We start from the raw sequence: 15,586 nt of genomic DNA, 5'->3' as shown, positions 1-15,586 counted from the left end.
AGATGGCATTTTCGAAAGCATTTCCGGAAGGGTTTTTATGGGGGGGCGCCACTGCCGCAAACCAGCTGGAAGGCGCATGGAACGTGGACGGCAAAGGGTTGTCCGTCTCGGATGTCTACACCTTTGATAGCGAACTGCCCCGTGAACGCTGGCTCGATCAGTGGCTGGGCATGACCCACGCGCAGGTCCGTGAAGCGCAGGATCCCAACAGTAAAAAATATTACCCCAAACGCAAAGGCAACGACTTCTACCACCACTTTAAAGAGGATATCGCGCTGTTTGCCGGAATGGGCTTTAGATGCTTTCGCATGTCGATAGCCTGGACACGCATCTTTCCACGCGGCGATGAGACGACCCCGAACGAAGCCGGGCTGAAATTTTACGATGAGGTCTTCGACACGTTACTGGCGCACGGCATCGAACCCATTGTGTCGCTGTCGCACTATGAGATGCCACTGGCGCTGGTCACCGATTACGGCGGCTGGCCAAATCGCCAGTTGGTGGAGTTTTACGTGCGCTTTGCGACGACGGTGTTCACCCGCTATCGCAAAAAAGTGAAGTACTGGATGACCTTTAACGAGATCAACTGCGTCAAACATCATCCTTATGTCAGCGTGGGGGTGATCGAAGAAGACAACCCACATCTTGAGCAGGACAAATACCAGGGCGCGCACCACCAGTTTGTGGCAAGCGCCCTGGCGACCAAAGCCTGCCACGCGATCATTCCTGGCTCGCAGGTCGGCTGCATGATCAGCTACCAGATGCTCTATCCGCATACCTGCCATCCGGATGATTTGCAGGCCTGCGAAGAGATGCAGCGAGTGTCGCTGTTCTTTAGCGACGTGCAGGCGCACGGCTACTACCCGGCGTACACCGACCGCATGCTGGCGGAGAAAGGCGTTACGCTGCAAAAAGTGGTCGGTGATGATGAGATCCTGCGCCAGCACCCGGTGGATTTTGTCTCCTTCAGTTACTACATGTCGAGTACCGTCAGCGCGCACCCGGGAAAACTGGAAGGGGCTGAAGGCAATATGATCACTGGCGGCATTCGTAACCCGCACTTGCCCACCAGCCAGTGGGGCTGGCAGATCGATCCGAAAGGGCTGCGCCTGGCGCTCAATCAACTGTATGACCGTTACCAGAAACCACTGTTTATTGCCGAAAATGGCTTGGGTGCGGTGGATACCGTTAACCCGGATGGTTCGATTGATGACGATTACCGTATCGATTACCTGCGCCAGCACGTCGCGCAGATGCAGGAAGCCATTGGCGATGGTGTCGATCTGTTTGGTTATACCTGGTGGGGGCCAATTGACGTGGTCAGCGCAGGTACGGCGCAAATCTCTAAGCGCTATGGGTTTATTTATGTGGACCAGGACGATATGGGCAACGGCACACAGGCCCGATCGCTGAAGAAAAGCTACCACTGGTATAAAAAACTGATCGCCTCTAACGGCGCAGATTTAACGGATTAAGGAGCGGAAATGGCTGTATTCCCGAAAGATTTCTTATGGGGCGGCGCAATTGCCGCCAACCAGGCGGAAGGGGCGTGGAATGAAGACGGTAAAGGGCCGTCTATCGCCGACGTGGTACGGGGCGGCATCGCCTCCGGTCAACATGATGCAGTCGTCGACCCAGGCCGCTATTACGCCAGCCACCAGGCGGTGGACTTTTACCATCATTACAAAGAAGACGTGGCGCTCTTTGCCGAAATGGGGTTCAAATGTTTCCGCACGTCAATTGCCTGGACGCGCATTTTCCCGCGTGGCGATGAAACCACGCCCAACGAAGCAGGGCTGGCATTTTACGACAGGCTGTTTGATGAGTTGCTCAAATACGGTATTGAGCCGGTGATCACCCTTTCCCACTACGAAACGCCGCTGGCGCTCTACCAGGAATATGGCGGCTGGAAAAACAGACAACTTATTGATTTTTTCGCACGCTACTGCGAGACGGTGTTCCGGCGCTACCAGGGAAAAGTCAAATACTGGATGACCTTTAACGAGCTGAATAACATGAACCGCATGCCATTCGCCACCGGTGCAGTGGATGCCGACGCCAGCGCGCAAGATATCTGGCAGGCCAACCATCACCAGTTTGTGGCGAACGCGCTGGCGAACAAGCTATGTCATGCGATTATCCCCACCGCGCAAATTGGCTGCATGTTATCACTAAGTACCGTCTACCCGGCCACCTGTAATCCGGATGATATTTTCTCTACGATGCAATTACGCCGACGCTCGCTATTCTTTTCCGATGTAATGATGTTCGGCCACTATCCGGCCTACGCGCCGCGTCTGTTCCGCGAATCTGGCGTCGAGCTGGAAATTGCCGACGGCGACCTGCAACTGCTGGCAGATTACCCTTCGGATTATCTCGGCTTTAGCTATTACCGCAGCGTACTGCATCAGGCGGGCGGCCAGTTCCGCATTGACACCGGCGGTACCGCCGGGCTGGATAACCCCTTCCTTGAAAAAACCGAATGGGGCTGGCCTATCGATCCGCAGGGCTTCCGCATTGTGTGCAACGAACTGGCGGATCGTTACCGTAAGCCACTGTTTATTGTCGAGAATGGTTATGGCGGAGTGGATGAGCCGGATGCCAGCGGGCAAATCAACGATCAGGCGCGTATCGATTATGGGCGTCGTCATATTCAGGCGATGGCGGAAGCCATTGAAGATGGGTGCAACATCATGGGTTATACGTGGTGGGGGCCGATTGATATTGTCAGTGCCGGAACCGGGGAGATGAAAAAACGCTATGGCTTTATCTATGTCGACAAAGACAACGAAGGCAAGGGCACACTGAAACGCAGCAAGAAGAAAAGTTTTGACTGGTATCAGCAGGTTATCGCCAGCAACGGCGAAGTGCTGTAAGGTTGCATTCAGGAAGCGCTACGGCGCTTCCTTTACGTTGACCCGCAGACGATAAAGGTTTTCGCATGAGCACATGGCATTTGGTTGATCCTGAGCTTCGCCCCGCTATTCAATCCTGGACACCTTCCTCCCTTGACGCCGCCGACTTTCCCGCCATCCGCCAACAACGCCAGCTAGCCGCGCTGGAGAATATGCACCAGCACGATGGACTGGCGCTGACGATGTCGGAGCACATGATAGGTACCCCCCCGGTAAGAGTGCGCGTCATCGCCCCGCAACAACCGCGTGCCGGGCGAATGGGGGTTTTACATATTCACGGTGGTGGCCATCTGTTCGGCAGCCCGGAACAATCGCTGTCACTGACCCGGCCAACAGCAGCCCGCCACGATTGCGTGGTGGTCTCGGTCGATTACCGCCTGTCACCGGAAACACGCTTTCCCGGCTCGCTGAACGATTGCTATGCCGCACTGGTATGGATGGTGGAAAACGCCGACATGCTGGGTATCAACGCCAGTAATATTGGCTTGATGGGTGACAGCGCTGGCGCGGGCATTGCCGCCGGGCTGGCGCTCTGGGCGCGCGATCACCAGGGGCCACAACTGGCGTTTCAGAACCTGATGTTCCCGATGCTCGACGACCGTACCGCGACCGCAACTGATGTCAATCCGGTCACCGGGGAGTTTATCTGGACGCGAGAAAATAACCGTTTTGCCTGGGGGGCGCTTCTGGGCTGTGAACCGGGCAGCGAAGGGGTTTCGCCGTATGCCGCCCCGGCGCGGGCTACGGAGGTGACGGGATTACCCCCCACCTGGATTGGCGTTGGCACGCTGGATCTGTTTCTGGATGAAGATGTGACCTATGCGCAACGGTTGATTCGCGCAGGTGTGAGCGTGGAGCTGAATGTCTGGCCGGGGGCCTGGCACGGCTTTAATTCTGACCCACAGGCAAGCGTGGCGCAGCGTGCGCGGGAAGCCCGCCAGAGCTGGCTGGCACGTTTTGCCGGGTAACCCATCACAACACCCTGATAAGACAACGCCGCCGGCAGGCATTAGCCCGACGGCGGCGTTCTTCACCGGCTGGCGCATCGCGCCTCCGGTTAATCCTGCATTACTGACCTGCAGAAGGCTTACGTGGACGGCGACGGCGAGCTGAATTTCCTGCCGGTTTGCCCTGGTTATCACGCGGGGTCTGGGCATTTGCCGGGTTACCATCAAGGCGACGGGAGCCACCTTCGCTGCGGCGCGGCGCGCGCGCTTTTTGCGCCTCGCCTTCGTTACGACGCGGCGCAGACTGACTGCGGCCACCGGCCCCCTGCCCGCGACCACTGCCCTGGCGGCCACCACCCTGACCACGACCATTCTGGATCGGTTCCGCTTTGATTGACGGATCCGGCTCGTAGCCTGCCAAGGCAATGCGCGGGATCTCTTTTTTCAGCAACCGTTCAATATCGCGCAGCAGTTTGTGCTCATCTACACACACCAGCGACAATGCCTCACCGGTCGCTGCAGCGCGGCCCGTACGGCCGATACGGTGAACGTAATCTTCCGGCACATTCGGCAGCTCGTAGTTAACAACGTGCGGCAACTCTTCGATGTCCAGACCACGGGCCGCAATATCGGTAGCAACCAGTACGCGAATATCACCGGATTTAAAATCCGCCAGTGCGCGGGTACGTGCGCCCTGGCTTTTATTCCCGTGAATAGCCGCGCTAGTGATCCCGTCTTTATTCAGTTGCTCCGCCAGATGGTTCGCGCCGTGCTTGGTACGGGTAAATACCAGCACCTGCTGCCAGTTTCCTTCGCCAATCATCTGCGACAGCAGTTCCCGTTTACGCTTTTTATCGACAAAGTGCACATGCTGTGTCACCTGCTCGGAAGCAGTGTTGCGACGGGCGACTTCGATTTCCAGCGGGTTACGCAGCAGTTTTTCCGCCAGCTGTTTGATCTCATCAGAGAACGTGGCGGAAAACAGCAAGTTCTGACGTTTCGCCGGCAGCTTCGCCAGCACACGGCGAATATCATGAATAAAGCCCATATCCAGCATGCGGTCGGCTTCATCCAGCACCAGGATCTCAACGCTATCCAGTTTCAGTGCATTTTGATGTTCCAGATCCAGCAAACGCCCCGGTGTTGCCACCAGCACATCGACGCCACCGCGCAATTTCATCATTTGTGGGTTAATGCTGACACCGCCGAAAACAACCAGCGAGCGAATGTTCAGGTATTTGCTATAGGCTGCAACGTTTTCGCCAATCTGCGCCGCCAGTTCACGGGTTGGGGTTAAGATCAGCGCACGTACCGGGCGGCGGCCCTTCGCATGCGGTTCGTTCTGAATCAGGCGCTGCAACAAGGGCAGCGTAAAGCCTGCCGTTTTACCTGTACCGGTCTGGGCGCTGGCCATCAGGTCGCGGCCTTGCAACACCGCCGGGATAGCTTGCTGTTGAATAGGGGTCGGCTGAACATAGCCCTGCTCAGCAACAGCACGCAGGATATCCGAATTCAGGCCAAGGGCATCAAATGACATAACAACTCCGCACCGCCCCGACCTGTTACAGGTGTAGTTTTCAGGGAGATAATAATTTGACTGATGACAAAAACCACAATGTCATGAAGGGGCGGAGTGTATCAGCTTTTGTGATCACACGCATAAATTATCCCCCAAAGTACGGCCTGAGCATAATTTGCCCCTTTCATACTGGACAACCTTGTCCTCCCAGCCTAAATTTAATCAATCGATTGATTAATTTTCATCACCACCATGAATACAATCCCAACCACCAGCAAAGGCGAACATGCCAAAAGCCAGTTAATTGCCGCCGCACTTGCACAATTTGGCGAATACGGGCTGCATGCCACAACGCGAGATATTGCCGCGCAGGCCGGGCAAAACATCGCCGCCATTACTTACTACTTTGGGTCCAAAGAAGATTTGTACCTCGCCTGTGCGCAATGGATTGCCGACTTTATTAATGAGAATTTCCGCCCGCACGCTCAGGCTGCCGAAACGTTACTGGCCCAACCCAACGTTGAAAAAGAGGAAATCCGGGGGCTTATTCATCGCGCCTGTAAAAATATGATCACCCTGCTGACGCACGACGAAACGCTGAACCTCAGTAAGTTTATTTCACGCGAGCAGCTCTCCCCTACCCGTGCTTACCAGCTGGTACATGATCAGGTTATCGCCCCCCTGCATTGCCATCTTACGCGCCTGCTTGCCGCCTATACCGGGCGAGACGCTGAAGATACGCAAACCATTATTCATACCCATGCGCTACTGGGCGAAATTCTCGCGTTTCGTCTGGGGCGTGAAACATTCCTGCTGCGTGCAGGCTGGACCGAGTTTGATGAGCAAAAATCAGCACTGATTTTTCAGGTAATCACCTGTCATATCGATCTGATTTTGCAAGGATTAACCCTCAGGAGCCTGGAGTAATGAAAAAACCTGTCGTCGTCGTGTTGCTGGTCGTTGTTGTTCTCGCCGCGCTGGGCGGTGGCTGGATGTGGTATCAGAGTAAACAGCAGAGCACATTCACCCTGTACGGTAACGTCGATATCCGTACTGTTAACCTCAGTTTCCGCGTCGGCGGGCGTCTCGCCTCGCTGGCAGTGGACGAAGGCGATGCAATCAAACGCGGCCAGCCGCTGGGTGAAATCGACAAAGCCCCGTATGAAAATGCGCTGTTGCAGGCCCAGGCCAATGTTGCTACCGCGCAAGCGAAATATTCGCTGGCCACCGCAGGCTACCGGGATGAGGAAATTGCTCAGGCCGCCGCCGCGGTCAATCAGGCACGCGCCGCCTACGATTACGCACAGAATTACTATCAGCGCCAGCAAGGGCTGCTGAAAAGCCGGGCCATTTCGGCAAACGATCTGGAAAATGCCCGCTCGGCACGCGACCAGGCGCAGGCTACGCTGAAATCGGCCCAGGACAAACTGAGTCAGTACCGGGCCGGTAACCGCCCGCAGGAAATCGCCCAGGCCAAAGCCAGCCTGGAACAAGCCGAGGCGGCGCTGGCACAGGCGCAACTCGACCTGCATGACACCACGCTGGTCGCTCCGTCGGATGGCACACTGCTAACGCGTGCCGTTGAGCCAGGTAGCATGCTCAGCGCAGGCAGCACCGTGCTGACATTGTCATTAACCCGCCCGGTGTGGGTACGTGCTTATATTGACGAGCCAAACCTGCATCGCGCAAAAGCCGGTCAGGCGGTGTTGCTTTATACCGACGGCCGCCCGAATCAACCGTTTCACGGGAAAATCGGTTTTGTCTCCCCCACCGCTGAATTTACGCCGAAAACAGTCGAAACCCCGGATTTACGCACCGATCTCGTCTACCGTCTGCGCATTATTGTCACCGATGCTGACGACACGCTGCGCCAGGGTATGCCGGTCACGCTGCGTTTTAGCGATGAGGCAGGCCATGAATGAAGCGACGATTAATTTACGCAGTCTGGTAAAACGCTTTCCCGGCATGGATAAACCCGCCGTCGCACACCTGGACTGTACGATTAACGCAGGGTATGTCACCGGGCTGGTGGGGCCGGATGGTGCGGGGAAAACCACGCTGATGCGCATGCTGGCCGGGTTAATGAAAGCCGATCAGGGCGAGGTGCGCGTGATGGGGCTGGATCCCATTCGCCAGGACGCTGAACTGCATGCCATGCTGGGATACATGCCGCAAAAATTCGGCTTGTATGAAGATCTGACGGTGATGGAAAACCTCAGGCTGTATGCCGATCTGCGCAGCGTTACCGGGGAAAAACGACAGCAGACGTTTGCCCGGCTGCTGGAATTTACCTCGCTTGCCCCGTTCACCAGCCGCCTGGCCGGGAAACTCTCCGGCGGTATGAAACAAAAGCTTGGGCTGGCCTGTACGCTGGTCGGCGAACCTAAAGTGCTGTTACTGGATGAGCCGGGCGTCGGCGTCGATCCCATTTCCCGCCGCGAACTGTGGCAAATGGTGCATGAACTGGCGGGTGAAGGCATGTTGATCCTCTGGAGCACCTCCTATCTGGACGAGGCTGAACAGTGCCGTGATGTGCTGCTTATGAATGAGGGAGAATTGCTTTATCAGGGCGCGCCTAAAGCGTTGACGCAAACCATGGCCGGGCGCAGCTTTTTAGTCTCCAGCCCGCAGGAGAACAACCGCCGACTTCTGCGCAGACTGCTGAAACACCCACAAGTCAGTGATGCGATGATCCAGGGACGTTCGGTGCGTATGATCCTGCGCAAAGAGGCGCAGGCTGCACAGGTACAGGCGGCAGATAATATGCCCCCGTTGCAGATGACGGAAACGGCACCGCGTTTTGAGGATGCATTTATTGATTTGCTGGGCGGTGCGGCAACCGCCGAATCACCGCTCGGCGCAATTCTGCACACCGTAGAGGGCAACGCGCAGGAAACGGTGATTGAAGCCAAATCGCTGACCAAAAAATTTGGTGATTTTGCTGCCACCGATCACGTGAATTTTGCCGTTAAACGCGGGGAAATTTTTGGTCTGCTCGGCCCCAACGGTGCCGGGAAGTCCACCACCTTTAAAATGATGTGTGGTTTGCTGGTGCCCACGGAAGGCCAGGCGCTGGTGCTCAACATGGATCTTAAAGTCAGCTCCGGCAAAGCCCGCCAGCACCTTGGCTATATGGCGCAGAAGTTTTCCCTGTATGGCAACCTGACCGTTGAACAGAATCTGCGCTTTTTTTCCGGCGTCTATGGCCTGCGCGGCCAGGCACAGCGCGAGAAAATTGCCCGCATGTGTGACGCATTCGGTTTACAGGAGATAGCCAGCCACGCCACCGACGCGCTACCGCTCGGTTTTAAACAGCGACTGGCGCTCGCCTGCTCGCTGATGCATGAACCCGATATTCTGTTTCTGGATGAGCCGACCTCGGGCGTCGATCCGCTCACGCGCCGTGAGTTCTGGTTGCATATCAACAGCATGGTGGAAAAAGGGGTCACGGTGATGGTCACCACGCACTTTATGGATGAGGCGGAGTATTGCGACCGCATCGGCCTGGTGTACCGTGGCAAACTGATCGCCAGCGGAACGCCTGACGCGCTGAAAGCGCAGACGGCCGATGCGGATCACGCCGATCCCACCATGGAGCATGCGTTTATTACGCTGATTCAAAACTGGGATAAGGAGCACCATGATGCGTAAAGCGCTGTGCTGGCGGCGCGTGCGCGCGCTGTGTGTAAAAGAGACGCGGCAAATTGTGCGCGACCCCAGTAGCTGGCTCATTGCGGTGGTGATCCCGCTGCTGTTGCTGTTTATTTTCGGCTACGGCATTAACCTCGACTCCAGCAAACTGCGTGTCGGGGTGTTGCTGGAGCAGCACAGTGAAGAGGCGCTGGATTTCACCCACACGCTGACGGGTTCACCGTTTATTGATGCGACCATCAGCGACAACCGCCAGCAGTTGATCCAGATGATGCAGGCCGGACGCATTCGCGGGTTGGTGGTGGTTCCGGTCAATTTTGCCGCGCAGATGGCGCGGGCGGGCGATAACGCGCCGATTCAGGTGATCACTGACGGCAGCGAACCGAATACTGCGAACTTTGTACAGGGTTATATTCAGGGCATCTGGCAACTCTGGCAGCAGCAACGGGCGGAAGATCGCGGCCAGTCGTTTGATACCTTGATTGATATTCAGACCCGCTACTGGTTTAACCCAGCCGCCATTAGCCAGCATTTTATTATTCCTGGTGCAGTGACCATCATCATGACGGTGATTGGTGCCATCCTCACCTCGCTGGTGGTCGCCCGCGAATGGGAGCGCGGTACGATGGAAGCTCTGCTGTCCACCGAAGTAACGCGGGTGGAACTGCTGCTGTGTAAACTTATCCCCTATTACTTTCTTGGCATGCTGGCGATGTTGCTGTGCATGCTGGTGTCGGTATTTATTCTCGGCGTGCCTTACCGGGGCTCGTTACTGCTGCTGTTTTTGATCACCAGTCTGTTTCTGCTCAGTACGCTGGGCATGGGGCTGCTGATCTCTACCGTCACCCGTAATCAGTTTAATGCCGCCCAGGTGGCGCTGAATGCCGCATTTCTGCCTTCCATTATGTTGTCTGGCTTTATTTTTCAAATCGATAGCATGCCAGCGGTGATCCGCGCGGTAACCTATATCATTCCGGCGCGTTACTTTGTAAGTACCCTGCAAAGCCTGTTTCTGGCGGGCAATATTCCAGTGGTACTGCTGGTCAATGTGCTGTTTCTGGTTGCCTCGGCGGTGATGTTCATTGGGCTGACGTGGCTAAAAACAAAACGCAGGCTGGAGTAAGGAAAAGTCATGTTTCATCGTTTATTGACGCTTATCCGCAAAGAGTTGCAGTCGTTGCTGCGCGAGCCGCAAACCCGTGCCATTCTGGTGTTACCGGTGCTGCTGCAGGTATTGCTGTTTCCCTTCGCCGCCACCCTTGAAGTCACCAACGCCACTATCGCCATCTACAACGAAGATAACGGCAAACATGCCGTGGAATTAACGCAACGCTTTGCCCGTGCCAAAGCTTTTCCTCACGTTTTGCTGCTGAAAAGCCCGCAAGAGATCCGCCCGACAATTGATACGCAACGCGCCCTGCTGCTGGTGCGTTTTCCGGCGGATTTTTCCCGCAATCTGGATACAGGCACCCCGGCGCCTATGCAGTTGATCCTCGACGGGCGAAATTCCAACAGTGCGCAAATCGCGGCTAATTACCTGCAACAAATGGTCAAAGATTATCAGCAGGAATTGATGAGCGGGCAGGTCAAACCCAATAACAGCGAGCTGGTAATTCGTAACTGGTATAACCCCAATCTGGATTACAAATGGTTCGTGGTGCCTTCGCTGATTGCCATGATCACCACCATCGGCGTGATGATTGTCACTTCGCTCTCGGTCGCCCGTGAACGCGAACAGGGCACGCTCGATCAGTTGTTGGTGTCGCCGCTGGCGACCTGGCAAATATTTGTTGGTAAAGCGGTCCCGGCACTGATTGTCGCCACCTTTCAGGCCACCATTGTGCTGGTGGTGGGGATTCTGGCCTACAAAATCCCCTTTGCAGGCTCGCTGCTGCTGTTCTACTTCACCATGCTAATTTATGGTTTGTCGCTGGTGGGCTTTGGTCTGCTGATTTCGTCACTCTGTTCTAACCAGCAGCAGGCGTTTATTGGCGTATTTGTCTTTATGATGCCAGCGATATTGCTCTCCGGTTATGTTTCGCCGGTGGAGAATATGCCGATCTGGTTGCAGGATATTACGTGGGTAAACCCGATTCGCCACTTTACTGATATTACCAAGCAAATTTATTTGAAAGACGCCAGTTTCCCGATTGTCTGGCAAAGTGTCTGGCCGCTACTGGTGATTGCCGCGACCACCGGGTCAGCGGCATATGCCTTATTTCGCCGTAATATCGCCTGAGCCGTTACCGATGTTCGTGGGGATTTGCCGGGTTACGGCCTTGATGCAAACCAAACGGTTTTGCAGGGAGTTTGCGCTCTTTGGTCAACAGTGAGATCACCGCCGGGCCGGCAAGAATGGCAAGCCCGGCCAACGCCAACAGAAGGTTGCTTTGCAACACGCGTGACAGCAGCCAGATAACAATTAACGATGCGCCAAAATACCAGGTGGTAGTTAACTCTTCCAGCACGTCGCCAACCTCACGCCAGCGCTCATCATGGTGACGCTGTAAAAACAGCATTAACAGCACGCTCACGCCATAGACCACGCACAGCCCTAAGCCGACGTGCACCAGCATGCCGCTGGTCCAGCCCATCACCAGCACCGCCACAATCAGCATATGCAACATTATCTGCCAACAACTCAGACCTGTCGCGACGCGAACGCGTTGTTGCCACTTCATGGCCACTCTCCTGGAGGATTTTAGTCTGATTGAAGAGTACTCGCATTTACGGAAAATTCCGTAACCCCGCCGTTTTTTGTGACAGGGACTACAATTTATTTTCATCAGGAGAGTGACGCTGGCAGGAGAATTATGACCCAACAATCGCGACAATTTTCATTGAAAGTGCTCACCATTAACACCCATAAAGGCTTTACCGCGTTTAACCGACGCTTTATTTTGCCTGAGCTGCGTGACGCGGTACGCACCGTCAGCGCGGATATCGTCTGCCTGCAGGAAGTGATGGGTGCCCATGAAGTGCACCCGTTACATGTCGAAAACTGGCCGGACACGACCCACTACGAATTTCTTGCCGACACCATGTGGAGCGATTACGCCTACGGGCGTAATGCTGTCTACCCCGAAGGGCATCACGGTAACGCGGTGCTGTCTCGCTTTCCGATTGAATATTATGAAAATCGCGATGTTTCCGTCGACGGCAGCGAAAAGCGCGGCCTGCTTTATTGCCGGATTGTGCCGCCGGATCTCGGTAGCCCTGTGCATGTGGTATGTGTGCACCTTGGACTGCGGGAAGCTCACCGTCAGGCACAATTAACCATGCTGGCGGACTGGGTCAACACACTGCCAGAGCATGAACCGGTAGTGGTGGCGGGCGACTTCAATGACTGGTGGCAGCGGGCCAATCATCCGTTAAAAATCCAGGCCGGGCTGGAGGAGATCTTCACCCGCGCACATGGCCGCCCTGCCCGGACGTTCCCGGTCAGTTTCCCGTTGCTGCGTCTTGACCGAATCTATGTGAAAAATGCCAGCGCCAGCGCGCCTACCGCGTTGCCGCTGCGTAACTGGCGCCATCTGTCCGATCATGCGCCATTAAGTGCGGAGATCCACCTATGAAAAGTAGCTGGCGAGAAGGGAACCGCATTCAGTTACTGGAAAATGGCGATAACTACTACCCGGCGCTGTACAAGGCGATCAGCCAGGCGCAGCAACGCGTCATTCTGGAAACCTTTATCTGGTTTGAAGATAAAGTCGGCTGTGAATTACAGCGCGAGCTGCTAAAAGCGGCGAAACGCGGCATCAACATTGAAGTGTTGCTTGACGGCTATGGTTCGCCCGATCTGAGTGAATCCTTTGTCAGTGAACTGACCTCCGCAGGCGTGCTGTTTCGTTACTACGATCCGCGCCCGCGCTTGTTAGGTATGCGCACCAATCTCTTTCGTCGCATGCACCGCAAAATCGTGGTAATCGACAACACCGTGGCCTTTGTCGGCGGGATCAATTACTCAGCAGAGCATATGACCGATTACGGCCCGGAAGCAAAACAGGATTATGCCGTGCGGGTTGAGGGCCCGGTTGTGGAAGATATTCTGCAATTTGAACTGGAAAACCTGCCCGACAACGCCCCGGCAAAACGCTGGTGGCGGCGGCGTCGCCATCGCCCGGAAGAGAACCGCAAACCGGGCGAAGCGCAGGCGTTGTTTATCTGGCGTGATAATGACGAGCACCGGGATGATATTGAGCGTCATTACCTGAAAATGCTGGCCAATGCACGCCGCGAAGTGATTATCGCCAATGCCTATTTCTTCCCTGGCTACCGGCTGCTCCATGCTATGCGCAGCGCCGCCCGCCGTGGCGTGACGGTTAAACTGATTGTCCAGGGCGAGCCGGATATGCCGATTGTCAAAGTCGGTGCGGAACTGCTCTATAACTACCTGCTGAAAGGCGGGGTGCAGGTGTATGAATATCGGCGGCGTCCGTTGCATGGCAAAGTGGCGTTAATGGACGATCACTGGGCAACCGTCGGCTCCAGCAATCTCGACCCGCTAAGCCTGTCGCTCAACCTGGAAGCGAATCTGATCATTCACGATCGCCAGTTCAACCATACGCTGCGCGAGAACTTACAGGGCATTATCGACCGTGACTGCAAGCGCGTAGATGAGTCAATGGCACCCAAACGCACCTGGTGGAACCTCGGCAAAAGCGTGGTTGTGTTCCACTTTTTACGTCATTTCCCGGCGATGGTTGGCTGGCTGCCTGCGCATACGCCGCAGCTGGCGTTAGTCGAGCCGCCTGTGCAGCCGGAGCTGGAAACGCAGGATCGGGTAGAAAATTCGGAGGTGAAGTCCTGATGTCCAAATCCCACCCGCGCTGGCGGCTCGCTAAAAAAGTCCTGACAGTGTTGTTCTTTATCGCCGTTGTCGTGCTATTGGTGCTGTACGCCCGCAAAGTCGACTGGGGTGATGTCTGGACGGTGATCAGCGACTATAACCGCACGGCCTTACTGAGCGCCGTGGCGCTGGTGATCATCAGCTATCTGATTTATGGCTGCTACGACCTGATGGGGCGTGCTTACTGCGGGCATAAACTGGCGAAACGCCAGGTGATGCTGGTGTCATTTATCTGTTATGCCTTCAATTTAACGCTCAGCACATGGGTCGGCGGGATCGGCATGCGCTATCGGCTTTATTCCCGGTTGGGGCTGCCGGGCAGCACTATCACGCGTATCTTTTCACTGAGTATTACTACTAACTGGCTCGGGTATATTTTACTCGGTGGGCTGATTTTTACCTTCGGCGTGGTGCAACTCCCGGCGCACTGGTATATCGATGAGCGCACATTACGCATTGTCGGCATCATTTTATTGCTGCTGATTGCCCTCTATATGTGGGGTTGCGCCTTTGCTAAACGCCGCCATGTAACGGTGAAGGGGCATAAACTTGTACTCCCGTCATGGCGATTTGCTATTGTGCAGCTGGTCGTTTCCAGCGCGAACTGGATTGTAATGGGAGCCATCATCTGGTTGTTAATGGGCATGAAAGCGGACTTTTTCTTCGTGCTGGGTGTATTACTGGTCAGCAGTATTGCCGGTGTCATTGTGCATATTCCGGCCGGGATTGGCGTGCTGGAAGCTGTATTTCTTGCTCTGCTGGCAGGGGAGCATGTTTCGCAGGGCATCATCATCGCCGCTCTGCTCGCCTATCGTGTGCTTTACTATTTTCTGCCCTTGCTGCTGGCGCTAATTTGTTATCTGTTGCTTGAGAGCCGGGCGAAAAAACTGCGCGAGAAGAATGAAAGAGCCATGAGCTGAATCGGCAACCTTAACGCGACGTGTTGCTGCCCGATCCCACCAGCGCCAGCAGGTCGACCAGCAAACGCGCCAGCTCAAAAAACGCGGTGATCACCCCAAGATAAATGGCCAGCGCGCCACGTAGCGCGCAACACTGCACGCTGGTGTAGTCCCGTGCATACAACCCGCGTGCCGAATCGGCAATCGACCGGCTTCTGTTAACGCTGACCAGGCTGAACATTAGCACCATCATAACGGAGCCGGTCCACAGCCAGCCGCTACTGCCTTGCAGGCTATTCGCTAACCCCGCCAGCCCCATGCCGGTGAGCAACATCAGAAAAAAATACCCCCCGCCACGAATGCCCAGACGGGCCACCACAGCACTGACGGCAAACATACCGCCCGTTACCGCGAACAGGAGCAGCAGCACTGGCAGTGAAAACAGACTGGCAAAGAGCAGCCCGGTCATCAGGCTCACAGCGGTGAGCCCGCACAACGCCGCCACGCTTTTACCCCGGGGGAACAACAGACTGAGCAGGCCGCCAGTGGCGAACCAGAGGATAATCATCACCGCGATGGCCGGCCCGGGAGTGCGAAACGCGTTAATCGCCATCACGTCCAGCACCCACCATGCTACTGCCGCGCTCAAGAGCATCGCCGCCGCCAGCCACAGGCAGACACCGGTCATGAGTTGTGCCGGCGCAACCTGCGCAGGCCGTAGCCAGCCAAACAGTTTCACCCTGATCCTCCCTGAAAGGCTACTGAAAAAAACGCAAAAAAATCCCGGCATTTGCCGGGATCGCAAA

Annotated in this window: 14 protein-coding genes; 11 read left to right on the top strand and 3 right to left on the bottom strand. The window is 55.7% G+C overall.

From position 1 onward, the window contains the following. Positions 1-2 precede the first annotated feature (2 nt). From RTX30_RS07075 to RTX30_RS07065, 3 genes are all read left to right on the top strand, one after another. Entirely contained in the window at positions 3-1,475 is a 1,473-nt protein-coding gene (locus RTX30_RS07075) for a family 1 glycosylhydrolase (RefSeq protein ID WP_312688369.1), read from the top strand. A 9-nt stretch (positions 1,476-1,484) separates the two neighbouring features. Next, the gene (locus RTX30_RS07070) at positions 1,485-2,876 is read left to right on the top strand and encodes a family 1 glycosylhydrolase (RefSeq protein ID WP_312688366.1); all 1,392 of its coding nucleotides are present in this window, start codon (positions 1,485-1,487) and stop codon (positions 2,874-2,876) included. Positions 2,877-2,941: 65 nt separating this feature from the next. Continuing rightward, positions 2,942-3,883: an alpha/beta hydrolase gene (locus RTX30_RS07065; protein ID WP_312688361.1), complete on the top strand. Its 942-nt coding sequence runs from the start codon at positions 2,942-2,944 to the stop codon at positions 3,881-3,883. Between the two features lie 100 nt (positions 3,884-3,983). Here the strand turns inward: RTX30_RS07065 and rhlE are convergent, their stop codons facing one another. Continuing rightward, positions 3,984-5,399, bottom strand: coding sequence for an ATP-dependent RNA helicase RhlE (gene rhlE, locus RTX30_RS07060; RefSeq protein ID WP_312688359.1), 1,416 nt, complete (start codon positions 5,397-5,399; stop codon positions 3,984-3,986). 234 nt (positions 5,400-5,633) lie between these two features. Between rhlE and cecR the strand changes: the two genes are divergently transcribed. The 5 genes from cecR to RTX30_RS07035 are packed head-to-tail and all read left to right on the top strand — an operon-like array spanning position 5,634 to position 11,271. After that, complete coding sequence (gene cecR, locus RTX30_RS07055; protein WP_312688356.1) at positions 5,634-6,308, top strand: transcriptional regulator CecR; 675 nt, start codon at positions 5,634-5,636, stop codon at positions 6,306-6,308. After that, positions 6,308-7,303, top strand: coding sequence for a secretion protein HlyD (gene hlyD, locus RTX30_RS07050; RefSeq protein ID WP_312688353.1), 996 nt, complete (start codon positions 6,308-6,310; stop codon positions 7,301-7,303). Before cecR ends, hlyD begins: the two co-directional genes overlap by 1 nt. Further along, the gene (locus RTX30_RS07045; RefSeq protein WP_312688351.1) at positions 7,296-9,032 is read left to right on the top strand and encodes an ATP-binding cassette domain-containing protein; all 1,737 of its coding nucleotides are present in this window, start codon (positions 7,296-7,298) and stop codon (positions 9,030-9,032) included. Before hlyD ends, RTX30_RS07045 begins: the two co-directional genes overlap by 8 nt. Next, positions 9,025-10,155, top strand: coding sequence for an ABC transporter permease (locus RTX30_RS07040; protein WP_312688740.1), 1,131 nt, complete (start codon positions 9,025-9,027; stop codon positions 10,153-10,155). Before RTX30_RS07045 ends, RTX30_RS07040 begins: the two co-directional genes overlap by 8 nt. Before the next feature lie 9 nt (positions 10,156-10,164). After that, entirely contained in the window at positions 10,165-11,271 is a 1,107-nt protein-coding gene (locus tag RTX30_RS07035) for an ABC transporter permease (protein WP_312688348.1), read from the top strand. A 4-nt stretch (positions 11,272-11,275) separates the two neighbouring features. Here the strand turns inward: RTX30_RS07035 and RTX30_RS07030 are convergent, their stop codons facing one another. Beyond that, positions 11,276-11,713 (bottom strand): YbhQ family protein, encoded by a 438-nt coding sequence (locus RTX30_RS07030; RefSeq protein ID WP_312688345.1) that lies wholly within the window; start codon positions 11,711-11,713, stop codon positions 11,276-11,278. 132 nt (positions 11,714-11,845) lie between these two features. Here RTX30_RS07030 and RTX30_RS07025 point away from each other — a divergent pair, with 132 nt between their 5' ends. From RTX30_RS07025 to RTX30_RS07015, 3 genes are read left to right on the top strand one after another with little or no spacing between them, the layout of a single operon-like run. Then, entirely contained in the window at positions 11,846-12,607 is a 762-nt protein-coding gene (locus RTX30_RS07025; RefSeq protein WP_312688343.1) for an endonuclease/exonuclease/phosphatase family protein, read from the top strand. Continuing rightward, on the top strand, positions 12,604-13,842 hold the full coding sequence (gene clsB / locus RTX30_RS07020; protein ID WP_312688340.1) for a cardiolipin synthase ClsB: 1,239 nt from the start codon (positions 12,604-12,606) through the stop codon (positions 13,840-13,842). The genes RTX30_RS07025 and clsB overlap by 4 nt, the downstream gene beginning before the upstream one ends. Continuing rightward, positions 13,842-14,801, top strand: a complete 960-nt coding sequence (locus RTX30_RS07015; protein ID WP_312688337.1) for a YbhN family protein — start codon at positions 13,842-13,844, stop codon at positions 14,799-14,801. Before clsB ends, RTX30_RS07015 begins: the two co-directional genes overlap by 1 nt. 10 nt (positions 14,802-14,811) lie before the next feature. Here the strand turns inward: RTX30_RS07015 and RTX30_RS07010 are convergent, their stop codons facing one another. Beyond that, positions 14,812-15,519 carry a Bax inhibitor-1 family protein gene (locus RTX30_RS07010; RefSeq protein WP_312688334.1) on the bottom strand — a complete coding sequence of 236 codons (708 nt, stop codon included), beginning with the start codon at positions 15,517-15,519 and terminating at the stop codon, positions 14,812-14,814. Positions 15,520-15,586: the final 67 nt, after the last annotated feature.

Origin of the sequence: Kosakonia sp. (genome assembly GCF_032052965.1) — a bacterium.
GTDB lineage: Bacteria > Pseudomonadota > Gammaproteobacteria > Enterobacterales > Enterobacteriaceae > Kosakonia.
Note: the sequence above shows the minus strand (reverse complement) of the source record. Positions and strands in the feature narration are given on the sequence as shown.

Excerpts from the sequence above, each read along its gene's own strand:
- RTX30_RS07075 (WP_312688369.1), top strand. The coding sequence starts at position 3 with ATGGCATTTTCGAAAGCATTTCCGGAAGGGTTTTTATGGGGGGGCGCC.
- RTX30_RS07070 (WP_312688366.1), top strand. The coding sequence starts at position 1,485 with ATGGCTGTATTCCCGAAAGATTTCTTATGGGGCGGCGCAATTGCCGCC.
- RTX30_RS07065 (WP_312688361.1), top strand. The coding sequence starts at position 2,942 with ATGAGCACATGGCATTTGGTTGATCCTGAGCTTCGCCCCGCTATTCAA.
- rhlE (WP_312688359.1), bottom strand. The coding sequence starts at position 5,399 with ATGTCATTTGATGCCCTTGGCCTGAATTCGGATATCCTGCGTGCTGTT.
- cecR (WP_312688356.1), top strand. The coding sequence starts at position 5,634 with ATGAATACAATCCCAACCACCAGCAAAGGCGAACATGCCAAAAGCCAG.
- hlyD (WP_312688353.1), top strand. The coding sequence starts at position 6,308 with ATGAAAAAACCTGTCGTCGTCGTGTTGCTGGTCGTTGTTGTTCTCGCC.
- RTX30_RS07045 (WP_312688351.1), top strand. The coding sequence starts at position 7,296 with ATGAATGAAGCGACGATTAATTTACGCAGTCTGGTAAAACGCTTTCCC.
- RTX30_RS07040 (WP_312688740.1), top strand. The coding sequence starts at position 9,025 with ATGCGTAAAGCGCTGTGCTGGCGGCGCGTGCGCGCGCTGTGTGTAAAA.
- RTX30_RS07035 (WP_312688348.1), top strand. The coding sequence starts at position 10,165 with ATGTTTCATCGTTTATTGACGCTTATCCGCAAAGAGTTGCAGTCGTTG.
- RTX30_RS07030 (WP_312688345.1), bottom strand. The coding sequence starts at position 11,713 with ATGAAGTGGCAACAACGCGTTCGCGTCGCGACAGGTCTGAGTTGTTGG.
- RTX30_RS07025 (WP_312688343.1), top strand. The coding sequence starts at position 11,846 with ATGACCCAACAATCGCGACAATTTTCATTGAAAGTGCTCACCATTAAC.
- clsB (WP_312688340.1), top strand. The coding sequence starts at position 12,604 with ATGAAAAGTAGCTGGCGAGAAGGGAACCGCATTCAGTTACTGGAAAAT.
- RTX30_RS07015 (WP_312688337.1), top strand. The coding sequence starts at position 13,842 with ATGTCCAAATCCCACCCGCGCTGGCGGCTCGCTAAAAAAGTCCTGACA.